The sequence below is a fragment of the Arthrobacter sp. TJ-238 genome (assembly GCF_058269215.1).
In genome coordinates, this window is record NZ_JBZCNH010000016.1 from 1 (window position 1) to 5,921 (window position 5,921).

At 56.4% G+C, this 5,921-nt stretch carries 3 rRNA genes; all 3 read right to left on the minus strand.

From position 1 onward, the window contains the following. Nucleotides 1-55: 55 nt before the first annotated feature. The 3 genes from rrf to AC4D2O_RS19105 all read right to left on the minus strand — a co-directional run bounded on the left by rrf (nt 56) and on the right by AC4D2O_RS19105 (nt 5,745). A 5S ribosomal RNA gene (rrf, locus tag AC4D2O_RS19095) occupies nt 56-172 on the minus strand. A gap of 375 nt (nt 173-547) precedes the next feature. Continuing rightward, nucleotides 548-3,704, minus strand: a 23S ribosomal RNA gene (locus AC4D2O_RS19100). Nucleotides 3,705-4,209: 505 nt separating this feature from the next. Further along, a 16S ribosomal RNA gene (locus AC4D2O_RS19105) occupies nt 4,210-5,745 on the minus strand. The 16S, 23S and 5S rRNA genes sit together here, the layout of an rRNA operon. Nucleotides 5,746-5,921 lie beyond the last annotated feature (176 nt).

A 5,921-nucleotide genomic window follows, 5' to 3' on the forward strand; every position in this document is an offset into this window, starting at 1 on the left:
GGGGGTTAAAGGGGTCGAGGCCCCACCGGTGGTGGGGCCTCGAGCCGTAATGGTTGTCCGGCGGTGTCCTACTCTCCCACACTCTCTCGGGTGCAGTACCATCGGCGCTGTGGGTCTTAGCTTCCGGGTTCGGAATGGGACCGGGCGTTTCCCCCACGCTATGACCGCCGTAACCCTTGCTACCAGTGGCCTGTCCGCGCCGTGTGCTGTCCCCTGGGTTCGGGGTGTGCACGCGGGTGGTGGCGTGGTAAATCTGTGGGGTTACATCGCTTCACCGTAAGCCCGTGGGCTGTGGGTGTTGCTGGATGTCGTATTCAGTTGTGCCGCAGCCCCTCCCCTGCGCCGGTCCCGCGGTGGTGCTGCGGTCGTGGGCGTGGTGGTGCTGTGGTGGTGGTTCCTGTTGTTGGTTGGGAACCGCATAGTGGACGCGTAGCATTCGATCTTCACCCGCCCCGTGAATCACTGCGGGGTGCCGGTTGTGGCTCCGGGGAATCCAGTTGCCTGGTTCCCGGTGTCACAGCCCGTGGCCCGTGGTGGGGGTGGGTGTGTGGTGTAAGTTATCGGCTTATTAGTACCGGTCAGCTTCACAGGTCGTTAGTCCCTGCTTCCACGTCCGGCCTATCAACCCAGTGGTCTGGCTGGGGGCCTCTCACACTCGAGGTGTATGGAAATCTCATCTTGAAGCAGGCTTCCCGCTTAGATGCTTTCAGCGGTTATCCCATCCGAACGTAGCTAATCAGCGGTGCACTTGGCAGTACAACTGACACACCAGAGGTTCGTCCGTCCCGGTCCTCTCGTACTAAGGACAGCCCTTCTCAAATTTCCTGCGCGCGCAGCGGATAGGGACCGAACTGTCTCACGACGTTCTAAACCCAGCTCGCGTACCGCTTTAATGGGCGAACAGCCCAACCCTTGGGACCTACTCCAGCCCCAGGATGCGACGAGCCGACATCGAGGTGCCAAACCATGCCGTCGATATGGACTCTTGGGCAAGATCAGCCTGTTATCCCCGAGGTACCTTTTATCCGTTGAGCGACGGCCATTCCACAATGTGCCGCCGGATCACTAGTCCCGACTTTCGTCCCTGCTTGAGATGTCTCTCTCACAGTCAAGCTCCCTTGTGCACTTACACTCGCCACCTGATTGCCAACCAGGCTGAGGGAACCTTTGGGCGCCTCCGTTACTTTTTAGGAGGCAACCGCCCCAGTTAAACTACCCATCAGGCACTGTCCCTGACCCGGATTACGGGCCGAAGTTAGATATCCAGAGTGACCAGAGTGGTATTTCAACGATGACTCCACGTGAACTGGCGTCCACGCTTCACAGTCTCCCACCTATCCTACACAAGCCACACCGAACACCAATACCAAACTATAGTGAAGGTCTCGGGGTCTTTCCGTCCTGCTGCGCGTAACGAGCATCTTTACTCGTACTGCAATTTCGCCGAGTTTATGGTTGAGACAGCGGGGAAGTCGTTACTCCATTCGTGCAGGTCGGAACTTACCCGACAAGGAATTTCGCTACCTTAGGATGGTTATAGTTACCACCGCCGTTTACTGGGGCTTAAATTCCCAGCTTCGTCCCACGCAAGCGTGAAACTAACCGGTCCTCTTAACCTTCCAGCACCGGGCAGGAGTCAGTCCGTATACATCGTCTTGCGACTTCGCACGGACCTGTGTTTTTAGTAAACAGTCGCTTCCCCCTGGTCTCTGCGGCCCCGATCCGCTCCGGCGAGCTAGTCGCCTTCACAGTTGGGGCCCCCCTTCTCCCGAAGTTACGGGGGCATTTTGCCGAGTTCCTTAACCATAATTCTCTCGATCGCCTTAGTATTCTCTACCTGATCACCTGTGTCGGTTTGGGGTACGGGCGGCTAGAACCTCGCGCCGATGCTTTTCTCGGCAGCATAGGATCACCGAATCCCCCCTTGACGGGGGTCCCATCAGATCTCAAGCATGTGATCGAACACAGAACCACGGATTTGCCTATGGTTCGCCCTACATCCTTAGACCGGGACTACCATCGCCCGGCTCGGCTACCTTCCTGCGTCACACCTGTTAATACGCTTACCTCCCGAGATCAGGTCCCGCGATCCACAAAAAACCACGTCACCACAAGGGTGGGCGGTCATGCTTCTGGCGGTTAGTATCCCTCGATCAGTATTGGCGGTTCTTCGCCGGTACGGGAATATCAACCCGTTGTCCATCGACTACGCCTGTCGGCCTCGCCTTAGGTCCCGACTTACCCAGGGCAGATTAGCTTGACCCTGGAACCCTTGATCATTCGGCGGACGGGTTTCTCACCCGTCTTTCGCTACTCATGCCTGCATTCTCACTCGTGTAGGCTCCACCGCTGGTTTACACCGCGACTTCACCGCCCACACGACGCTCCCCTACCCATCCACATCCTTGAACCAGGAGAACAAGTCTCCGGCTTGGGATCTATGTGAATGCCACAACTTCGGCGGTGTACTTGAGCCCCGCTACATTGTCGGCGCGGAATCACTTGACCAGTGAGCTATTACGCACTCTTTCAAGGGTGGCTGCTTCTAAGCCAACCTCCTGGTTGTCTGGGCAACTCCACATCCTTTCCCACTTAGCACACGCTTAGGGGCCTTAGTTGGTGGTCTGGGCTGTTTCCCTCTCGACTATGAAGCTTATCCCCCACAGTCTCACTGCTGCGCTCTCACTTACCGGCATTCGGAGTTTGGCTGACGTCAGTAACCTTGTAGGGCCCATTAGCCATCCAGTAGCTCTACCTCCGATAAGAAACACGCAACGCTGCACCTAAATGCATTTCGGGGAGAACCAGCTATCACGAAGTTTGATTGGCCTTTCACCCCTACCCACAGCTCATCCCCTCCATTTTCAACTGAAGTGGGTTCGGTCCTCCACGACGTCTTACCGTCGCTTCAACCTGGCCATGGGTAGATCACTTCGCTTCGGGTCTAGATCACGCCACTCACTCGCCCTATTCAGACTCGCTTTCGCTACGGCTTCCCCACACGGGTTAACCTCGCGACGTAACACTAACTCGCAGGCTCATTCTTCAAAAGGCACGCCGTCACAACTACTAAGGTTGCTCCGACGGTTTGTAGGCACACGGTTTCAGGTACTGTTTCACTCCCCTCCCGGGGTACTTTTCACCTTTCCCTCACGGTACTGGTCCGCTATCGGTCATCAGGGAGTATTTAGGCTTACCAGGTGGTCCTGGCAGATTCGCACGGGATTTCTCGGGCCCCGTGCTACTTGGGATCCTCTCCAAACGGCGTCACGCATTACGGTTACGGGACTTACACCCTCTCCGGCCGGGCTTTCAAACCCGTTCACCTATACGCACGCACTCATTTCACCAGTCCGGCAGAACTGGAACGGAAAGTCCCACAACCCCAGTGATGCAACGCCCGCCGGCTATCACACACCACTGGTTTAGCCTGTTCCGCGTTCGCTCGCCACTACTAACGGAATCACTATTGTTTTCTCTTCCTGTGGGTACTGAGATGTTTCACTTCCCCACGTTCCCTCCACGTACCCTATGTGTTCAGATACGGGTCACCCGGTCACTCGCGCGCCGGGCGGGGTTTCCCCATTCGGACATCCTGGGATCAAAGTTCGGTTATCAACTCCCCCAGGCTTATCGCAGATTCCCACGTCCTTCTTCGGCTCCTGATGCCAAGGCATCCACCGTGTGCCCTTAAAAACTTGACCACTAAGATCAAAAACATATCGAGAAAACCAGGCCCGAACATTTGTCCGGAACCAGATTATTCTTAGAAATTGCTTCTTTTTAAGATGCTCGCGTCCACTATGCAGTTCTCAACCAACAACCCCATCACACCCCCACCCACCCCCAATCAGGGACACGAGCAGAGCATGCGCGGGAAACCAGAAACAACCAAACCCCACCCCGGCCAAAAACCAGAACAGGGCCCTGTTATCTCAGGACCCAACAGTGTGCCAAACGATACCCGCCACCAACCACCAACCCGCCCTTTCCAACCCCGCCACCCCCACGCACCCACCCCCAAAGAGGACAGGACACGATCAGGCAACCAGGCGTACTCGAGCCGGCCAACACCAGCGACGACACCTATTCATTGATATTCCACCCATGAGCACCCACCGCGGAACAAACGCCCGCGCTATGGGCTGACTCCTGCGAACCCCACCCCCACCACAGTGGACGAGGACGAAGATTCGAGGCGCTCCTTAGAAAGGAGGTGATCCAGCCGCACCTTCCGGTACGGCTACCTTGTTACGACTTAGTCCCAATCGCCGGTCCCACCTTCGACGGCTCCCTCCCACAAGGGGTTAGGCCACCGGCTTCGGGTGTTACCAACTTTCGTGACTTGACGGGCGGTGTGTACAAGGCCCGGGAACGTATTCACCGCAGCGTTGCTGATCTGCGATTACTAGCGACTCCAACTTCATGAGGTCGAGTTGCAGACCTCAATCCGAACTGAGACCGGCTTTTTGGGATTAGCTCCACCTCACAGTATCGCAACCCTTTGTACCGGCCATTGTAGCATGCGTGAAGCCCAAGACATAAGGGGCATGATGATTTGACGTCGTCCCCACCTTCCTCCGAGTTGACCCCGGCAGTCTCCCATGAGTCCCCGGCATAACCCGCTGGCAACATGGAACGAGGGTTGCGCTCGTTGCGGGACTTAACCCAACATCTCACGACACGAGCTGACGACAACCATGCACCACCTGTAAACCGGCCACAAGTGGCTGACACATCTCTGCATCATTCCGGTTCATGTCAAGCCTTGGTAAGGTTCTTCGCGTTGCATCGAATTAATCCGCATGCTCCGCCGCTTGTGCGGGCCCCCGTCAATTCCTTTGAGTTTTAGCCTTGCGGCCGTACTCCCCAGGCGGGGCACTTAATGCGTTAGCTACGGCGCGGAAAACGTGGAATGTCCCCCACACCTAGTGCCCAACGTTTACGGCATGGACTACCAGGGTATCTAATCCTGTTCGCTCCCCATGCTTTCGCTCCTCAGCGTCAGTTACAGCCCAGAGACCTGCCTTCGCCATCGGTGTTCCTCCTGATATCTGCGCATTTCACCGCTACACCAGGAATTCCAGTCTCCCCTACTGCACTCTAGTCTGCCCGTACCCACCGCAGATCCGGGGTTAAGCCCCGGACTTTCACGGCAGACGCGACAAACCGCCTACGAGCTCTTTACGCCCAATAATTCCGGATAACGCTTGCGCCCTACGTATTACCGCGGCTGCTGGCACGTAGTTAGCCGGCGCTTCTTCTGCAGGTACCGTCACCAACCCCGAAAAGACCGGCTTCTTCCCTACTGAAAGAGGTTTACAACCCGAAGGCCTTCATCCCTCACGCGGCGTCGCTGCATCAGGCTTGCGCCCATTGTGCAATATTCCCCACTGCTGCCTCCCGTAGGAGTCTGGGCCGTGTCTCAGTCCCAGTGTGGCCGGTCACCCTCTCAGGCCGGCTACCCGTCGTCGCCTTGGTAGGCCATTACCCCACCAACAAGCTGATAGGCCGCGAGTCCATCCAAAACCACAAAAGCTTTCCACCAACACCACATGCGTGGGAAGGTCGTATCCAGTATTAGACCCGGTTTCCCAGGCTTATCCCAGAGTCAAGGGCAGGTTACTCACGTGTTACTCACCCGTTCGCCACTAATCCACCAGCAAGCTGGCTTCATCGTTCGACTTGCATGTGTTAAGCACGCCGCCAGCGTTCATCCTGAGCCAGGATCAAACTCTCCGTAAATGATTCACAGACACAACACGACACCCCGGGAAAACGGGACACCCTGCTGCACAAAATTCGAAACCAGCCAAAAAAACCAGCCACCACACGGGGTGCGGCAACCAGCAAATTCAACCAATCAAAAAACAATCGGTATCAACAAACTTGGCACACTATTGAGTTCTCAAACAACAGGA